1 pseudogene is annotated in these 640 nt (G+C 64.8%); it reads left to right on the forward strand.

Going from position 1 to position 640, the window contains the following annotated elements:
• Nucleotides 1–81 precede the first annotated feature (81 nt).
• Nucleotides 82–640: pseudogene (locus HCC78_RS33005) on the forward strand (transposase); the annotation flags it as partial.

Genomic DNA, 640 nt, shown 5'->3' on the forward strand with positions numbered 1-640 from the left:
GGTCTTGTAGGTCGTCTTCGGAGGTCTGCTCATGCTGCCCGGCTAGCATGCTGGATTCACGAGATGAATCCCCTAGATTTGCGCAACAATGCCGAGCAGCTGGACTACAACCTTCTGTTCCGCTGGTTCGTCGGGCTCGGCATCGATGACGCCATTTGGGTCCCGACCGTGTTCAGCAAGAACCGCGACCGGCTGCTGACGGCGGACATGTCGCGCAAGGCGATGGCCGCCATTCTTGCCCATCGCGAGGTGGCACCGCTGCTGCCGGACGACCATTTCTTGGTCGACGGAACACTGGTGAAGGCTTGGGCCTCGATGAAAAGCGTCCGGCCGAAGGAGGGCAGCGATCCCGGTGATCCTCCGGCACAGGATGCCGCCCCGCAAGACCCGTCCCCGCAGCCCTATACCGAGACCCGCCCGATGACCCTCCCCGCCAGCCGCAGCCGCAATGCCGAAGTGAACTTCAAGGGCGAGAAGCGCTCGAACGCGACGCATGCCTCGACCACCGATCCGGACGCGCGGCTCTACCGGAAGTCGCCCGGCACAGGCGCGATTCTGTGTTTCATGGGGCATGCTGTCATGGAGAACCGCAGCGGGCTTGCGGTCCAGGGCGACCTGACCCGGGCCGACGGCCGTGCCG

This window comes from Mangrovicoccus sp. HB161399 (assembly GCF_013184745.1).
Classification (GTDB): Bacteria; Pseudomonadota; Alphaproteobacteria; order Rhodobacterales; family Rhodobacteraceae; genus Mangrovicoccus.